This is a genomic window from Paraburkholderia sp. BR10923, from assembly GCF_040948765.1.
Taxonomy (GTDB): Bacteria; Pseudomonadota; Gammaproteobacteria; order Burkholderiales; family Burkholderiaceae; genus Paraburkholderia; species Paraburkholderia youngii.
The window spans coordinates 231561-248567 of record NZ_JBFPKO010000008.1 but is presented as its reverse complement, the minus strand read 5'-3'; the positions used below and the strand labels follow the sequence as shown (position 1 = coordinate 248567).

At 60.1% G+C, this 17007-nt stretch carries 14 protein-coding genes and 1 pseudogene; 13 read left to right on the top strand and 2 right to left on the bottom strand.

The window, feature by feature from the left end; genetic code table 11:
- Positions 1–82: 82 nt before the first annotated feature.
- The 5 genes from AB3X94_RS17615 (at position 83) to AB3X94_RS17595 (ending at position 5446) form a co-directional block, all read left to right on the top strand.
- Positions 83–1300: a porin gene (locus AB3X94_RS17615; RefSeq protein ID WP_368612192.1), complete on the top strand. Its 1218-nt coding sequence runs from the start codon at positions 83–85 to the stop codon at positions 1298–1300.
- A 44-nt stretch (positions 1301–1344) separates the two neighbouring features.
- The gene (locus AB3X94_RS17610) at positions 1345–2586 is read left to right on the top strand and encodes a cytochrome P450 (protein ID WP_368612191.1); all 1242 of its coding nucleotides are present in this window, start codon (positions 1345–1347) and stop codon (positions 2584–2586) included.
- A gap of 133 nt (positions 2587–2719) precedes the next feature.
- Positions 2720–3478, top strand: a complete 759-nt coding sequence (locus AB3X94_RS17605) for a glucose 1-dehydrogenase (RefSeq protein WP_368612190.1) — start codon at positions 2720–2722, stop codon at positions 3476–3478.
- A gap of 35 nt (positions 3479–3513) precedes the next feature.
- A complete protein-coding gene (locus tag AB3X94_RS17600; protein ID WP_368612189.1) occupies positions 3514–4755 on the top strand; it encodes a cytochrome P450 in 1242 nt (413 codons plus the stop codon).
- A gap of 19 nt (positions 4756–4774) precedes the next feature.
- On the top strand, positions 4775–5446 hold the full coding sequence (locus AB3X94_RS17595; protein WP_368612188.1) for a hypothetical protein: 672 nt from the start codon (positions 4775–4777) through the stop codon (positions 5444–5446).
- 283 nt (positions 5447–5729) lie between these two features.
- On the opposite strand, the pseudogene AB3X94_RS17590 reads toward AB3X94_RS17595, so the two are convergent.
- Together AB3X94_RS17590 and AB3X94_RS17585 are read right to left on the bottom strand one after the other, a co-directional pair.
- Positions 5730–6032, bottom strand: a pseudogene (locus AB3X94_RS17590) (acetyl-CoA hydrolase/transferase C-terminal domain-containing protein); the annotation flags it as partial.
- A 516-nt stretch (positions 6033–6548) separates the two neighbouring features.
- On the bottom strand, positions 6549–7631 hold the full coding sequence (locus tag AB3X94_RS17585; RefSeq protein ID WP_368612187.1) for a LacI family DNA-binding transcriptional regulator: 1083 nt from the start codon (positions 7629–7631) through the stop codon (positions 6549–6551).
- Positions 7632–7853: 222 nt separating this feature from the next.
- Here AB3X94_RS17585 and AB3X94_RS17580 point away from each other — a divergent pair, with 222 nt between their 5' ends.
- The 8 genes from AB3X94_RS17580 to AB3X94_RS17545 all read left to right on the top strand — a co-directional run bounded on the left by AB3X94_RS17580 (position 7854) and on the right by AB3X94_RS17545 (position 17005).
- Positions 7854–9446, top strand: coding sequence for an acyl CoA:acetate/3-ketoacid CoA transferase (locus AB3X94_RS17580; RefSeq protein ID WP_368612186.1), 1593 nt, complete (start codon positions 7854–7856; stop codon positions 9444–9446).
- Complete coding sequence (locus AB3X94_RS17575; protein ID WP_368612185.1) at positions 9439–10221, top strand: enoyl-CoA hydratase/isomerase family protein; 783 nt, start codon at positions 9439–9441, stop codon at positions 10219–10221. The genes AB3X94_RS17580 and AB3X94_RS17575 overlap by 8 nt, the downstream gene beginning before the upstream one ends.
- A 1-nt stretch (position 10222) precedes the next feature.
- Positions 10223–11764, top strand: a complete 1542-nt coding sequence (locus AB3X94_RS17570; protein WP_368612184.1) for an aldehyde dehydrogenase family protein — start codon at positions 10223–10225, stop codon at positions 11762–11764.
- Between the two features lie 88 nt (positions 11765–11852).
- Complete coding sequence (locus tag AB3X94_RS17565) at positions 11853–13109, top strand: ABC transporter substrate-binding protein (protein WP_368612183.1); 1257 nt, start codon at positions 11853–11855, stop codon at positions 13107–13109.
- 78 nt (positions 13110–13187) lie between these two features.
- Positions 13188–14162 (top strand): carbohydrate ABC transporter permease, encoded by a 975-nt coding sequence (locus tag AB3X94_RS17560; RefSeq protein ID WP_184225759.1) that lies wholly within the window; start codon positions 13188–13190, stop codon positions 14160–14162.
- Between the two features lie 59 nt (positions 14163–14221).
- Entirely contained in the window at positions 14222–15085 is an 864-nt protein-coding gene (locus AB3X94_RS17555; RefSeq protein ID WP_368612270.1) for a carbohydrate ABC transporter permease, read from the top strand.
- A gap of 3 nt (positions 15086–15088) precedes the next feature.
- Positions 15089–16195, top strand: a complete 1107-nt coding sequence (locus tag AB3X94_RS17550; RefSeq protein WP_368612182.1) for an ABC transporter ATP-binding protein — start codon at positions 15089–15091, stop codon at positions 16193–16195.
- A 30-nt stretch (positions 16196–16225) separates the two neighbouring features.
- Positions 16226–17005 (top strand): 3-ketoacyl-ACP reductase, encoded by a 780-nt coding sequence (locus AB3X94_RS17545; protein WP_368594183.1) that lies wholly within the window; start codon positions 16226–16228, stop codon positions 17003–17005.
- Positions 17006–17007: the final 2 nt, after the last annotated feature.

Genomic DNA, 17007 nt, shown 5'->3' with positions numbered 1-17007 from the left:
ACCAAGTTGCATTAGCCGAATTGGGTTTTTCAAGAAGTACTACAAATCAAAAGTCCTGAAGGTATGAGACATGGAGACAGCAATGAAATATTGGAGATGGCCGGCAACCGCCGCGGTGTTGTTCGTGTCAGCGCAGGCGTCGGCGCAAAGCAACGTGATGATTTACGGGATCATCGATTACGGTCTGAACTTTGTCAACAATGCGCAGACGGCGACGCATGGTGGACGCACGGGTAGTCAGCAGTACGCGATGAGCAGCAGCATCATGCAGGGCAACCGGCTGGGGTTTCGCGGAACTGAAGAACTCGGCGGCGGCTATCAGGCAATCTTCGTATTGGAGAACGGCTTCGACGTCGGCACGGGCGCGCTCGGTCAGGGTGGCAACATATTCGGCCGACAAGCGTATGTCGGTCTCGCGTCGCCATACGGCACAGTGACAATGGGTCGGCAGTACGACTCAGTGGTCGACTACCTCGGACCGATCACCGGATCAGTTGGTAACGGCACCTACTCGCTGCACGGAAACGACATCAACAACTTCGGCAACACGTACCGGGTGAACAACGCGGTCAAATTCACCAGCAACACGTATGGGGGGTTCAAGTTCGGCGGGCTGTATAGCTTTGGCGGCGTCGCGGGTTCGTTCGGCACGAACAGCATCTACTCCGCGGGCGCTTCCTATTCCAGCGGCTCGTTCATTGGCGCTGTGGCGTATCTGCGTGCCCGCGATCCGAACCGCTCGCTCTTCGGCAACAACCCGAACAGTTCGACCACGGCCAATAACCTCGGCGCTACAAGTGGCGTTCAGACGAACCCGGTGTATGGTGCCTTCGCGTCGGCGGCGTATTACCAGGTAATAGGCGCGGCGTTTCAATACGCGGTGCAGAGCGCGATCGTTGGATTCAACTATTCGCACATCACGTTCGGCGATCTGAACTCACCTTCGTCGGGTAATCTCGCGCTGACCAATCCACGCGGTTATACGGGCAGCGCTGCATTTAACAGCTACAACGTGTTTGCGCGTTACGCGATCACGCCGTTCCTGTGGCTCAACGGCTCGTATGACTATCTCGTGGGCGGGGCGATCGACGGCAAGGAGAGCGCAAAGTACCACACGTTCAATGCGACGCTTGACTACTTTCTCTCGAAAAGGACAGACGTTTATTTCATGGCGAACTATCAGATCGCGTCGGGTGTGGATTCGACCGGCCAACCCGCCGTGGCGTCCTTCCTGACGATCACGCCTTCCAATACGCCGCATCAGGTCGTGCTGCGGGTCGGCATGCGGCACCGGTTCTAGACAGATATCGAGGCAGCGTTTCTCCATCAAACATCGAGGAAGGAATGGACACAACCGAAACCACCCTCACATGCCCATTCGCGACGGAACACTTTCCGTGGCCGCGAGACGGCGCCGCGCCGTTGGTTCCGCCGCGTCAGTATGCTCTGTTGCGCGAGCAGGCCCCCGTCGTTCAGGTCAGTTTGTGGGACGGCAGTCTGGCGTGGCTCGTCACGGACATGAAGCACTTCCGCGAAGTCATGACGTGCCCGCACTTCAGTGCGTCGCCGTTGACGCCCGGTTTTCCGTTCGTCTCGCCGTCGCGGGCCGCGCAGTCGAAGTCGTATCAGACCTTCATCACGATGGACCCGCCCGAGCACGGCCAGTATCGCCGGACGCTGACGAAGGAATTCATGGCAAAGCGCATGCAGGAGTTGCGTCCGCTGGTCCAGAGTTCCCTCGATCAGCTTCTCGACAGCATGGAGCGTCACGGCGCGCCAGCCGACTTCATCGCGGCTGTCGCATTGCCGCTTCCGTCACTTGTCATTTCGATCATGCTCGGCGTGCCCTACGAGGATCACGACAAGCTGCAGAAATGGAGCGGTGACCGAATGGATATGTCGATTGCGCCCGAAGCGCTGACGCAGTCTGCAATGCATATGACTCAATACATTGACGCGCTGCTGCTTCAAAAGGAGCGCGACCCGGGTGACGGTAGCGACCTGTTGAGCCGGATGGCGATCGAGTGGATCAATCCCGGCAAGGTGTCGCATGCTGAGGCCGTGCAGATGGCGACGCTGCTCTACCTGGCCGGACACGAGACGACCGCGAATCAGATCGGCCTCGGGCTGCTGAGCCTCTTTCAGCATCCCGAGCAACGCGCGGCATTGATGGACGACGCGTCGCTCGTCAAAGGCGCCGTTGAAGAGATGCTGCGCTTTCATTCGATCACGCACATGAACTCGAACCGGATCGCGACGGAAGACGTCATGATCGGCGGTAAGTTGATCCGGAAGGGCGAGGGCGTGTTAGCGCTGCTCCACGGCGCGAATCATGATCCGCTTGCGTTCCCTGAACCCGAGCGCTTCGACATCCGCCGGGATACGAAAGACCAATCACATGTCGCGTTCTCGTTTGGTATTCACCAGTGCCTCGGTCAGCCGCTTGCAAGGCTCGAACTTCAAGTGGTGTTCGAAACGATCTTTAAACGCTTTCCGCACCTGGAGCTTGCAGTACCCGAGGATGCATTGCGTTACAAGGACAGGTCCTTCGTCTACGGATTGAAGGCACTGCCTGTCCGTTGGTAGATGGAGGAAGAGATGAAGGCTCATTCGTTTGTGAAAAGTATGCGAGAAACGCTTGACACGCTGATCGCGATTCTCGCCAGTCTGGCGATGGCGGCATAGTCAAGCGTCATCGAGCAATAAGGGGAGCAACTAAATGGATCGGAAGCTAGCCGGAAAGGCAGCGTTGGTCACGGGCGGCGCGTCGGGCATCGGCCGGGCCACGGCGATCGCATTCGCCCACAACGGTGCGGCTGTCGTCGTCGCGGACGCTGATGCAGCGGGGGGACATGAGACGGTCGAGTTCATCGAGACACACTGTGACGCACGAGCGATGTTCGTTCAGGTGGACGTTACTGATGCCGACTCAGTCAAGACAATGGTGCGTTCGGCCGTCGACAGCTTCGGCAGGATCGACATGGCTTTCAACAATGCAGGGGTGCCGGATCGCGCCGCTAGCCTCCATGTCTCTACGCAGGAGAACTGGGACCGCGTGATGTCCGTGAATCTGGAAGGCGTCTGGCACTGCATGAAGGCTGAACTCGATCACATGCTGGTCGCGGGGAAGGGTGCGATCGTCAACAATTCATCGCGCTCGGGTCTCGTCGGCGTACCCTCCGACGGTGTATATGGCGCGGCAAAACACGGTGTCATCGGACTGACGAAGGCAGCAGCAATCGAATTTGCCGCCAGGGGCATTCGCATTAATGCGGTGTGTCCCGGGCTCGTCGAAACAGCGCTCACGCGCGCCCGCTTCGGCGACGAACTGTCCGCGCGTGCGGCGACAGCCAATCCGCTTGGTCGGATAGCGCAACCCGAAGAAATCGCGAATGCCGTCGTGTGGTTGTGTTCCGATGCGGCATCTTTCGTCGTCGGTGTGGCGCTGCCCGTTGACGGGGGCGCTACTGCGCGCTAAACGAAAGCAGTTATTCAATTCGAGAAGGCACCTTGATGACCAACGATACTTCCGTCCATCCATGTCCAATGGACGTAGACACCTTCCCGTGGCCCCGCGCCGCGGAGTGCCCGCTGCATCCGCCACCCCGCTACGCGATCGTTCGTGAGAGTGATCCCATCAAGCGGGTAACGGCATGGGACGGCAGCACCGTATGGCTCGTGACGAAGATGAAGGACTTCCGTGAGGTACTGACGAGCCCGCATTTTAGTGCATCGCCGGAGACACCTGGATACCCTTCAGTGTCGCCCGCGCGCGCGGCGCAGTCGAGGTCCTATCGGACATTCATCACGATGGACCCACCGGAGCATGGTCAGTATCGACGCACGCTGACCAAAGAATTCATGATGAAGCGAATCGACGAGTTGCGGCCATTTGTGCAAAAGACGCTCGATGATTTGCTCGATCAGATGATCGAGAAGGGGGCACCCGTCGACTTCATTCAGGATGTTGCGCTGCCGCTTCCCTCGATGGTCATCTCCATCATGCTCGGTGTACCTTATCAAGATCACGCGCGGTTGCAGATGCTAAGCAGCAATCGTATGAATCTCGACATCAGCCCGGAATTGCTCAGGCGGTCTGCTCAGGAGATGGAGCAATATCTTGACCGCCTTCTACGCGAGAAGGAGGAGAATCCTGGTGAAGGAAGCGACCTGCTGAGTCGTCTCGCCATTGAGTGGATCAACCCAGGCAAGCTGTCGCACTCCGACGCTGTGCAAATGGGCGCTTTGCTGTACCTCGCCGGACACGAAACCACCGCGAACCAGATTGGCCTTGGTTTGCTAAGCTTGCTGCAGGAACCCGAGCAAGTGGCAGCGCTTAATGCGGACCCCTCGCTGGTGCGGAGCGCGGTGGAGGAGATGCTGCGCTTTCATTCGATTACGCATATGAATTCCGCCCGTGTGGCGACCGCCGATGTCATGATCGGGGGCCAGCTCATTCGCAAGGGCGAGGGTGTCTTCGCACCGGTGCAGGCGGCGAATCACGATCCCGAGGCATTTTCGGAGCCCAACCGGTTCGATATTCGTCGTGATAGCAAGGGTGCATCCCATGTCGCGTTCTCGTTCGGCGTGCACCAGTGCTTGGGGCAACCGCTTGCGCGCCTTGAACTTCAGGTGTTGTTCGAGACGCTGTTCAAGCGGCTACCAACACTGCGTCTCGCTGTGCCTTTCGACGCACTCGAGTTCAAGCATAACGGCAATGTGTTCGGACTGGTTTCATTGCCGGTCGAGTGGTAGTTTCAATCGAAGGTACAACATGACACGATCCGGCCAAGCTATCCTCTGTGCGACGCTTACCATACGCGAATGCGACGAAGAAAACTTCGTCGCTTGGCACACGCGCGAGCATTTTCCGGAGCGCCTTGCAATTCCTGGATTTCTACGCGGCCGGCGCTTCGAGCGCACGGATGCAAAACGGTGCTATTTGATTCTCTACGATGTCGAGTGTCTTTCCGTGCTTTCCCGGCCGGATTATCTCGAACGTCTGAATAACCCCACTACCTGGACTCGCGCCACCCTTCCGACCTTCCAAGATGGCCAGCGCTCAGCATACCGGTTGCTGGCGGATTCTGGGAACGCGGAAGCAGCGTTTGTGATGATGGTCCGCGTACGATCGCTTGATGCACTGGCGTTAAAGGAAGAGATCACGTCGGAGCTACTAAACGATTGGTGCAGACGGCCCGGCATTGTGCGAATTGCTTTCGCAGAGCCTGACCAGATAGCTTCAACGCATGTAACGGAAGAAAGTCGTCAAAGCGGCAATCGCTTTGCCGAAGACTGGATTTTGTTGGTCGAAGGACTCTCTGAAAAGCATCTGCGGGATTTCGCACGCGATGAATTCACTGCGTCACGCTGCCGCCAATGGGGCTTGGTCGGGGATGAATGCTGGAAGACCTATGGTTTGCAGGTGCGTGTCGCCAACAACTGATTCGTGACTAACTTCCCGTCACCGATCGAGTAGTGCATCGACCTAAGGCAAGCGCATATGCTCGTGACTTTATATGACGATATCCGTTCACAGGCGGGTCAACATGCGAACAGAGAGGACACTTCGCTGTGGCGCTGGTTCTCCGCACTGTACCAAGATGGAAGAATTCAATGGTGCAAATCCCCGAATGGCTGGCTGGTCAGTATCGGTCACCGCATCTAGCCACTGAATCGGATTTCTACGCCGCGATTCACATGAGTAGGCCTTCCACGCAGCATGCGCATTACTGCCTGCCCCCTGCCAATTCGCGAAACAGCGCCACCCAATCCGTTGCTAGACCGCATGTATCATGCATCGAGCCGCGCTGGACATAGCGCTGGTTCCAGGACAACGCCTCATCAAGCAGATGCGGAGTGTGTTTGCCATAGCTTTCGCGGCAGGACCGATCGAAATAGTCTTGCAGCATAGGGCGGTAGTCGGGATGCGCGTATTGCGCGATGACCTGCCGAGCCCGTTGCTTCGGCGAAAGCCCGCGCAGATCGGCAAGCCCCTGCTCGGTGACGAGCACAGCCACGTCGTGCCCGCTATCACTACTTGATGTCACCATCGTCGGCAATGGGCCACATTGCCGACATAGACCCCGTCCGCTCGAATGTCGGCAATGGCCGATCTACTGTCACTGAAACGCCGGCCCGGATGTCCGCACTGCTCCGTCAGCTGCCCCGGAAGGCCGGACGGGGCGCCGGCGGCAGTGGGGCGCACTTGCTGCCCCGGCGGGCGTCGGGATCAGCCTGGCATGCGTGGGCGGGACGGGGGCCGGCGGATCGCGGCGATAACCGGAATTATCGCGGCTACGGCGCAACCGCCAGGCTAATAATTCCGGTAAACGCAGCAGCGGAGCACACACTGCACTGCGTTGTTCCGTCCGGCTTCTCGTGCAGCGCCTTCGACAGCAGTTCTGTTTCCGCTTCATCAGCGTGCGCGCGGCCGCCCCGGGCGTGCTGCGTGATGCAGGCTCGAACGCGCGGGAAAGCGGACCACTTCGCCAGCTGCGCGAGAACGGGATTCCAAAGCGTGATGCGGGTGCCCGGATGGACGGCTCCTACTCTTCATCACCAATGACCGCATGTTTTCGCGGCGCTTTTGCCGGCGCGTTGACGAGAGATGCCTTCGCGCCTACGCTCGATTCCCTGACGACGAGTTCCGGCACCGCAAAGTATTGCACTGGCGGCTTCTCGTCTTCTGATGGTTCGCTCAGTCGGGCCAACAGTGTCTCGCTTGCAATGGTGCCGAGCTTGTCCGCACCTGCGAACAGAGTGGTCAAAGGCGGATTGGTGTGCTCAGCCGCGACGATGTTGTCACAACCCACGACCGCCAGAGCCTTACCCGCGCGCTTGCCCATTCTGTCGAGCTCGTGCAGCACGCCGATTGCGACCTGGTCGTTGTAGCAAACCACCGCCGTCGGCCGCGGCTTCATGTCGAAGATCGCACGGACCGCATCGCGCCCACCCTCCGGTGTCAAAGGGACATCGATGATCCAGTCGTCATTGACGGGCAGAGAGTGCTTCGCCATCGTGGACAGATAACCCTGTCTGCGCTGGTTGGCGACCGCGTAGCCCTTCCGGTTGCCGGCGAAAGCGATGCGCGTATGTCCTTGCCCGACCAGATGCTCGGTAGCCAGCGCAAATCCATAGCTGTTGTCGACACCGATCGTATCGACGTCCGGTCCCATCGGGCGCATGACGAGTACCAGCGGAATTCCCCACGACTGGATCTCGGCAGGCAACTCATCTGTCGTTCCTAGCGCGGGAGACATGATCAGGCCAGCAACATTCTGCTCACGCATGGATTTTAGAACCCTCGTCTGGGTCTCGAGACTTTCCGCAGTGTGGGCCATCAGCGTTGTATATCCGGCCTGGGCCAGCACGCGCTCGATTGCCACCAGCAGTTCAACAAAAAACGGGTTGGTCAGATCATTGATCACCATGCCGATCGTCGTGCTGCGCTTGCCCCGCAGGTTGGCCGCCCCGCGGTTGTACACATAACCGAGCGCGCGAGCCGCCTCGCGCACCTTCTCCGCGGTCTCGGCCTTGATGAGCGGACTTTCTTGCAAAACTAGCGACACCGTCGATTTCGATACGCCAGCTACGGCGGCTATGTCCTGTATGGTCGGGCCTGATTTCATGTTGCTCTGCACAATTGGAACGTTCCAAAAAGTGTTTGACACCGTGAAACGAGTCTACTACATTTAATTGGAACGATCCAACGCAAGCCAATTGGAACGTTCCAATTAAGAGGAGGGTGCGATCTACACGCCACAGGGCGCTGATCGGCGCCAGCACCGAAGCAGGCGGGCACGTGACGGTGCCATCCCGTTTCGCCGAATAAAAGTTTGTGGAGACTGACTGTGCGTTCCAGCAAGGTTGTTTCATTGGCCCATGCGGCGAGCCTGATCGACGATGACGACACTGTCACCGTCAGTTCGTCGAGCGGTCTGGGTTGCCCCGACGCGATGCTTGCCGCCATCGGCGCACGCTTCGAGGCGCAAGGCCATCCGCGCAATCTGACGATGCTGCACCCGATCGCGGCCGGCGACATGTACGGCATCAAGGGCATCGACCACATCGCGAAGAAAGGGCTGATCCAGACGATCATCGCCGGCTCGTTTCCGAGCGGCCCTTCGAGCCTGCGGATGCCCGACATCTGGCATCTGATCACCGATAACGACATTCGTGCATACAACCTGCCGAGCGGCGTCCTGTTCGACATGCATCGTGAAGTTGCGGCGAAACGTCCAGGCGTGCTGACCAAGGTCGGACTCGACACCTACGTCGATCCCGACCGCCAGGGCGGCGCGATGAACGCACAGGCCGCCGAATATCCGATCGTCGAAAAAGTGACGTTCGCGGGTGACGAGTGGCTGCACTACAAGAACTTCGTGCCGCGCATTGCAATCGTGCGCGCAACGACCGCCGATGAACGCGGCAACCTGTCGTTCGAACATGAAGGCGCTCTGCTTGGCGGTCGCGATCAGGCGCTGGCCGTGCGAAACAACGGCGGCATCGTGATCGCGCAGGTGAAGCGCGTCGTGAAGGCCGGTTCCCTGCACACGCAGCAGGTGCACATTCCGTGCAACCTCGTCGACTACGTGGTCGTCGATCCCGCGCAGAAACAGACCACGCAGATCGAATACGACCCGGAGATCAGCGGTGAAGTGAAGCTGCCCGATAGCGCGTTCGCGTTCGCTGAATGGCACGCCGACAAGGTCATCGCACGCCGGGCAGCGATGGAACTCGCACAGAACGACGCGGTGAATCTGGGCTTCGGCATCTCCGCAAACGTGCCGCGCGTTCTGCTCGAGGAGGGCTGCCGCGACGACGTCACGTGGGTCATCGAACAAGGCGCTGTCGGCGGCGTGCCGTTGCTCGGTTTCGCCTTTGGATGCTCCGGCAATGCCGACGCGATCATGCCTTCGCCTTCGCAGTTCGTGTACTTCCAGGGCGGCGGCTTCGATGTATCGCTGCTGTCGTTCCTGCAAGTGGACCGATTCGGCAACGTGAACGTGTCGAGGCTGCCGAGCAAGCCGTATCTCACTGCCGGATGCGGCGGCTTTATCGACATCACGACGCATGCGAAGCGCGTCGTCTTTTGCGGCTATTTCACGGCAGGCGCAAAGATCGAAGTGGGCGATGGTCGTCTGAAGATCGTGAAGGAGGGCAAGAAGAAGTTCATCGCCGATGTCGATCACGTGACCTTCAGCGGACGCATGGGACAAAAGCGCGATCAGCAAGCGCTGTATGTCACGGAACGGTGCGTGATTGAACTCGGCAACAACGGTCTCGAAGTGATCGAGATCGCGCCCGGCATCGATCTGCAAAAGGACGTGCTCGATCAGTGCGATATCGGACTCACCGTATCCCCCTCCCTGAAGACCATGGATGAGTCCATTTTCACTGACTCTCCCTTCGGTCTGAAGCTGAAGGAGGCGCGTCATGGCTGACCACGGATTGATCCAGATCGAGAAGACCAACGCCGTTGCCGTCGTCACGCTCAATCGCCCGGAGAAGCTCAATGCGCTGACACCGGAGATGCTCGATCAACTCGAAGGTGCGGCTGCGCAGCTCGAGTCGGATCCGAACGTGCGGGCTGTCGTGCTGACTGGCGCCGGTGAACGCGCGTTCTGCGTGGGCGCGGACATTAACCAATGGTCGGCACTCGCCCCGCTCGACATGTGGCGAGTATGGGTCTCGCGCGGCCATCGCATCTTCGACCGCTGGGCTGGATTGCGTCTGCCTGTCGTCGCGGCGATCAACGGTCCCGCGTTCGGTGGCGGTCTCGAGTTGGCAGCAGTGGCCGATGTACGCGTCGCGGATCCGGTTGCCACGTTCGCGCTTCCCGAAGCGAGCATCGCAACCTGCCCGGGCTGGTCCGGCACGCAGCGGCTGGTTTCGCTGCTTGGTCCGAGCCACGTGAAATCGCTCGCGCTGACCGCGAAGCGGATCGATGCGCAACGCGCGTACACGATCGGTTTGATCGACGAAATCTCCGCGCCGAAAGCGTCGGTCACTACAGCTGTCGCACTCGCTGAAAAGATCGCGACGCTTGCGCCCGTCTCCGTGCAACTGACGAAGCAACTGATCAACGCCGCCTCGGGATTCGGGGCTGGCGCAACGCTTGAAGCCATGGCGGGCGCGCTGTCCGCGACGACGCACGACGCCCGCGAAGGCATGGCCAGTTTCCGTGAACGGCGCCCAGCGCAATACGAGGGTCAATGACATGACGTACGACACTGAAATTCCTGCTGCAACTGCGCTTCTGGCGAGCGAAAAAGCACCCGCGCACGAAGCTTTCAACGGCCGCATGTACATCGACGGAGCGTGGACCGAATCAGCGGGCCAGCAGCGCTTCGAGCGCCGTAGTCCCGCGCATGGCCACGTTGTCAGCTCGTTTCCCGAAGCGACGCCGGCGGACGTCGAGCGAGCGATCAAGGCCGCTGACGTTGCCTTCCGTCACGGTCCATGGCCGAAGCTCAAGGGCGCAGAACGTGCGCGGATTCTGCTCGCGATCGCTGACGGCATCAAGGCACGCGTCGACAGGATGTCGCTGCTCGAATCGCTCGAAACGGGCAAACCGCTTGCGCAGGCACGCGGCGAAGTCGCCGGCTGCATCGATCTCTGGCAATACGCAGCGAGTCTTGCCCGCACGACGAGTGGCGAGGCATACGACACGCTTGGCGAAGACATGCTCGGCATCGTGCTGCGCCAGCCGATCGGCGTCGTCGGACTCATCACGCCGTGGAATTTCCCGCTCTGGATTCTTTCTCAGAAGCTGCCGTTTGCACTCGCGGCAGGCTGCACGTGCGTCGTCAAACCAAGTGAGCTCACGTCGAGCACGACCGTCATGTTGATGGAGATTCTCGAACAGGCCGGTGTCCCGAATGGCGTCGTCAACGTGGTGACGGGAAAAGGTCCGTCCGTCGGACAGCCGCTGGCGGAGCACGACGTTATCGACATGCTGTCGTTCACTGGTTCGACGCGTGTGGGTAGTCTGCTCGGCGGACTCGCGTCGAAGAAGCTGAAGAAGGTTGCGCTCGAACTCGGTGGCAAGAATCCGCAAATCGTCTTCCCCGATTGCGACTGGGACGCGATGATCGATGCCGTCGTGTTCGGGGTGTATTTCAACGCGGGCGAATGCTGTAACAGCGGAAGCAGGGTGCTCGTGCACGAATCGATCGCAGAGCGCTTCGCGCAGGCGGTAGTGGAGCGCGCGCGCCAGGTGCCGGTTGGCGACCCGCTGCACCCCGAATGCAAGATCGGCGCGATCGTCAGCGAGAACCAGCTGGTCGAGATTCTCGGCAACATCGAAAAGGGCGTCGCGGCAGGCGCTCGGCTGCGCCTGGGTGGCAAACGCTATGACGCGAATGGCCTGTATCTGGAGCCGACTGTCATCAGCGATGTCGCGCCCGACATGAGCATCGCGCGCGAAGAAATTTTCGGCCCTGTGCTCGCGATCATTCCTTTCTCAGACGCGCAGAACGCGATCGATATCGCAAACGACACGGCCTATGGGCTCTCCGCTGCCGTCTGGAGCAACGACATCAACACCTGCCTGACCGTCGCCCGCGGCGTCGACGCGGGGACCGTTTGGGTCAACACCTTCCTCGACGGTTACCCCGAGCTGCCGTTCGGCGGCTTCAAATCGAGCGGTGTGGGACGCGAACTCGGCAAGCAGGCCGTCGAGGACTACACGGAGACGAAGACGGTGCAGCTTCACATCGGAGCGCGCAAGAACTGGTGGCTGCCGCGTCAACCCGCCTGATTACGAATCTACCCAGATCGCTCCACGGCATACCCGCCGTGAAGTCCACAAGAAAGCCCGTTAAGAGAGCCTCATCAAGGAGACGAAAATGTTCAAGAAGCGTATTGCTGCAATCGCAGTCGGCCTCGTTGCCTGCCACGTGCTGTCCGCTGCAGCAGCCGACACGAAGACTGTCGAAGTCATGCACTGGTGGACTTCCGGCGGCGAAGCGAAGGCACTCACCGTCCTCAAAGACGGCCTGAAGGCCAAGGGCTATGCATGGAAGGACAGTCCGATCGCGGGCGGCGGCGGAGAGGCCGCACGCACCGTGCTGAAGGCGCGCGTCGCATCGGGCAATCCGCCGGATGCAATCCAGATGCTTGGCTTCACGATCCCCGAGTACGCGCAGGAGGATTATCTCCAGAACCTCGATGCAGTCGCATCGAAGGAAGGCTGGGACAAACTCGTGCCCGCGCCGATCCAGAAGTTCTCGAAAGTCGATGGTCACTGGGTCGCCACGCCTGTCGATGTGCACCGCACGAACTGGATCTGGGCCAACAAAAAGATCTTCGATCAATTGAAGCTGACGCCGCCGAAGACCTTCGATGAACTCGTCGCGGACGCGGACAAGATCCGCAAAGCCGGCTACGTTCCGCTCGCGCACGGCGGCCAGGCATGGCAGGAAGCGACGATCTTCGATAGCGCGGTGATGTCAGCCGGCGGCCCCAAGTTCTACCAGCAGGCGCTCGTCAAGCTCGACCCCAGCGCACTTGGCTCGAAGACGATGGAGAAGGCCTTCGACCAGATGCGTGCGTTGCGCGGCATGGTCGACCCGAACTTCCCCGGCCGTGACTGGAACCTTGCGACGTCGATGGTGATCACCGGCAAGGCAGCCATGCAGATCATGGGCGACTGGGCGAAGGGCGAGTTCGCATCGGCAGGCAAGCAGCCGAACGTCGACTATCTCTGCTTCAACTATCCCGGAACCGATGGCGCATTCATCTTCAACACCGATCAGTTTGCGGGCTTCAAGAAGGGCGACGCGAGTCTGCCGGGCGAGTACGCGTTCGCGTCGACGATCATGGACAAGGGCGTCCAGGCGAAATTCAACCAGATCAAGGGCTCGATTCCCGCGCGGCTCGATGTGCCGGAGGACGGCTTCGACGATTGCGGCAAGAAGTCGATGAACGACATGCGCGCGGCGCTCAAGACCGACTCGATGGTCGGGAGCTTCGCGCACGGACACGCGATGCCCGACGGTCCGAAGAACGCCGTCTATGACGTCGTCACGCACTTCTTCAATTCGAATCAGTCGTCCGCGGATGCCGTCAAGGCACTCGTCGCGGCAGTGAAGAACTCGCAGTAAGCCAACTGGTCCTCATGCGGATGCGGCACCGTACGCCGTGCTCCGCGAGGCCCGTCATCTCCGACGGTAGGTGTTGCCATGCTATTGCACAATCGCGCCCATGCGGCGACCAGTCTTGAAGATCTGAACAACGGCTCGGGCGATAGTCCGACGCGAAAGCGATCAACGTTGCGAAACCGCTTCGAAGCGGTTTTACCCAAGCTCGTGCTGAGCCCGACGCTGATCATCACGCTGATCTTCGTCTACGGCTTTATCGCGTGGACGACGGTGCTCTCGTTCACCCGGTCACGCGCGTTCGCCAACTTCCACTGGGCCGGTCTGCTTCAGTACGGCCGCGTGTGGGAGCACCCGCGCTGGCACGTGGCGATCGGCAACCTCGGCATCTACGCGTCGCTTTATGTCGTGCTGTGCATGGCGATCGGTCTCGGGCTCGCCATCCTGCTCGATCAACGGATTCGCGCGGAAGGAGGCCTGCGGGCGCTGTTCCTCTACCCGATGGCGCTTTCGTTCATCGTCACCGGCACCGCATGGAAATGGATTCTCAATCCGGGGCTGGGCCTGACCAAGCTGTTCCATGACTGGGGCTGGTCGAGCTTCCAGTTCGACTGGATCATCAACGACGACATGGCGATCTATACCGTCGTCATCGCCGCTGTCTGGCAGGCGTCGGGCTTCGTGATGGCGATGTTTCTGGCGGGGCTGCGCGGCATCGACCAGGAACAGGTCAAGGCAGCTTCGATCGACGGCGCCCGCATGCCTTCAATCTACCGGCGAATCATCATCCCGCAATTGCGGCCCGTGTTCGTATCGGCATTCGTGATTCTCGTGCACCTCGCCGTCAAGAGCTATGAGCTCGTGATCGCATTGACGGGCGCCGGCCCTGGCTACTCGACCGAACTGCCGTCCACGTTCATGTATTCGTTCACCTTCACCCGTAACGAACTCGGCATGGGCGCGGCGAGCGCGGTGATGATGCTTTGCACGGTGGCGGCAATCATGGTGCCGTACCTCTACTCCGAAATGAGACCACGCCGAAAGAGCGGCGGCCATTGAATTCGACCCATAGCCCTTAGGAGACAAAGATGGCTACCAGAACATGGGATTCACCGCAGATGGTGGTGGGCAAGCATAACTATCTCTCGCGAATCGTCATTTATTCAATGCTTGCGGTCGTGGCGGTGGTCTACCTCGTACCGCTGCTCGTGATGCTGCTGACCTCGTTCAAGCCGCTGCCCGAAGTCTATTCAGGCAATATCCTCGCGCTGCCGCACCAGTGGACGCTCGATGCATGGCAAAAAGCGTGGGGATCGGCGTGTGTGGGACTTGAATGCTCCGGCGTCAAAGGCTTCTTCTGGAATTCTTTCCGGATGGTCTTCTCAGCGGTCGCGATCTCCACGCTGCTCGGTGCACTGAACGGCTACGTGCTGACCAAATGGCGCTTCAAAGGCGACAACCTGCTGTTCGGACTGGTGCTGTTCGGGTGCTTCATTCCGTTCCAGATCGTGCTGATTCCGATGGCGTCGTTCCTCGGCAAGGTGGGTCTCGCGCAATCGATCAGCGGGCTGGTGTTCGTGCACGTCGTCTATGGCCTCTGTTTCACTACTCTGTACTTCCGGAACTACTACATCGCTTTTCCCGATGAACTCGTGAAAGCCGCGATGATCGACGGTGCGCGCTTCTTCCGTATCTTCTTCCGCATCCTGCTTCCCAACTCGGTGCCGATCATCACGGTCACGGTGATCTGGCAATTCACGAACATCTGGAACGACTTCCTGTTCGGCGCTTCATTCACGACAGGCAGCTCCGCGCCCATCACCGTCGCACTGAACAACATCGTCAATACGTCGACAGGCGTCAAGGAATACAACGTCAACATGGCCACGGCCATGATCGCCGCACTGCCGACGCTGCTCGTCTATGTGATCGGTGGTCGCTACTTCGTACGCGGTCTGATGGCCGGCTCGGTCAAGGGGTAAATCATGTCTTCACTGCACGTATCCAATGTTCGCAAAGCCTACGGCTCCACTGAAATACTGAAGGAGATCAACATCGATGTCGAAGATGGCGATTTTCTGGTTCTGGTCGGGCCATCGGGCTGCGGGAAGTCGACGCTCCTTTCCCTGATCGCCGGACTCGACACGCTGTCGGGCGGCGAAATCCGCATCGGTAACGACAAGGTCAACGACCTGCATCCGAGCGAGCGCGATATCGCGATGGTGTTTCAGAGCTATGCGTTGTATCCGAACATGTCCGTCGGGCAGAACATCAGCTTCGGCCTGGAGATGCGCAAAGTTTCGAAGCCCGACCGCGAGAAGGCAGTGAATGATGCCGCCCGTCTGCTGCAGATCGAGCATCTGCTCGATCGGCGTCCGGGCCAGCTATCAGGGGGGCAACGCCAGCGTGTCGCGATGGGCCGCGCGCTGGTGCGTCATCCGAAGATCTTCCTGTTCGATGAACCATTGTCGAACCTCGATGCAAAGCTGCGCGTCGATATGCGCACCGAGATCAAGAAGCTTCATCAGCGCCTGGGTGCGACCATCGTCTACGTCACGCATGACCAGATCGAAGCGATGACACTCGCCACGCGTATTGCCGTGATGAAGGGCGGCGTGCTGCAGCAGCTCGGCACGCCCGGCGAGGTCTACAACACGCCCGCCAACACGTTCGTCGCGACCTTCATGGGCTCACCTTCGATGAACCTGATTCCGGCGCGCATCGAGCGTATGAATGGCGCGCTGCATCTGAAAGTGGGCGAAGGCCAGAAGGCCATCGATCTTGCGTTGCCGCCGCAACCTGCCGCTGTCGAGCGCTACATCGGCAAGAAGGTGATCGCGGGGTTGCGCCCCGAGGCAATCGGCGTGGAAAACGAGCGTGCAACGTCGGCGCTGCGTACCGTGCCCGTCACGATCAACGTGCTCGAACCGACGGGCCCCGATACGCTGGCGGTGCTCGACCTCGGCGGCATGGAAGTCTCCGCGCGGCTCGGCGCCGACATGCCGCACGCGTCCGGAGAACGATGCGAACTGCGCATCGACCTGTCGAAGCTCGTGCTGTTTGACACCGACACGGAAGTCCGGATTCACTGAGCGCCCAGCGCAACGATAGATGGTGCAACCATGAGCAAGATAGCTGGAAAGTTTCCAACCGCTTTGGTAACGGGCGCGCGACGCGGCATTGGCCGTTCGATCTGCGTCGCGCTCGCGCGGCGCGGCTTCGACGTTGTGCTGACCGATGTCGTGAACGACGAGGACGCGGCGACGACCTGCGCACTCGTGCGCGACGAAGGTCAGGACGCGCTGTTCATTCAGAGCGATCTGAGTGACATCGCTTCGCATGACAACGTCGTCGAGCAAGCCGTGCGCTTCAATGGAAGCATTGAATGCCTCGTCAACAACGCGGGCATCGGTTCGCCGAGCCGCGGCGATCTGCTCGACGTATCGCCGCAAGCATTCGATGCCGTGCTCGGCGTCAATCTGCGCGGCACGTTCTTCATGACGCAGGCCGTCGCCCGCCACATGGACTCGACGGCCTCCAGTTTTGCGCGGGCAATCGTCACGGTCTCCTCCGTTTCGGCCGAAATGGCATCGACCGAGCGTGCCGAATATTGCCTGTCGAAGTCGGCGCTGCCCATGATCACCCGACTTTTTGCCCTTCGACTCGCGAAAGCGAATATCGGCGTGTTCGAGGTGAGACCCGGCATCATCCGCACCCCGATGACGGCAGGTGTCGCGGAGAAATACGAGGCGCGATTCCGCGAGGGCCTGGTGCCCGCCGGACGCTGGGGTGAAAGCGACGAAGTGGGCCAGGTGGTCGCGACGCTCGCCGGCGGTCTGCTGCCGTTTGGAACAGGCAGCGTGGTCAACGTGGATGGTGGCCTGTCCATCCCAACATTCTGAGC